The sequence below is a fragment of the Desertibacillus haloalkaliphilus genome, from assembly GCF_019039105.1.
Lineage (GTDB): Bacteria > Bacillota > Bacilli > Bacillales > KJ1-10-99 > Desertibacillus > Desertibacillus haloalkaliphilus.
The window spans coordinates 1-349 of the sequence record NZ_JAHPIV010000489.1 but is presented as its reverse complement, the minus strand read 5'-3'; the positions used below and the strand labels follow the sequence as shown (position 1 = coordinate 349).

The window sequence follows — 349 nt, the reverse complement described above, 5'->3', positions numbered from 1 at the left end:
AAGGGGGGGGGAAGAAGGAAAGGAGGGAAGGAGAAGGAAAAAGAGGAAGGAGAGGAAAAGAGAAGAGGAAGGGGAAAGGGGAAGGAGGAGGAGAAGAAGAAGGGAAGGAAAGAAAGAGGAAGGGGAAGAAAAGAGGGGGAGGAAGAAGAAGAAGGGGAAGGAGGGAGAGAAAAGGAAAAGAAAAGGAAAAAAAAAAAGGAAAAAAGAGGGAAAGGAAGAGGGAGAAGAGAGAAAGAGGGAGAAAAAGGGGAGGGGAAAGGAGGAGGAGAAGGGAAGGGGGAAGGAGAAAAAGAAGAGGAAAGAAGAAGAGGGGAGGGAAAGGGAGAAGAAAGAGGGAAAGGGAAGGGGA

The 349-nt window shown here is 48.7% G+C and carries 1 protein-coding gene; it reads left to right on the top strand.

From position 1 onward, the window contains the following. On the top strand, positions 1 to 349 hold a 349-nt coding region (locus tag KH400_RS30290; RefSeq protein WP_217228583.1), incomplete at both ends, for a hypothetical protein.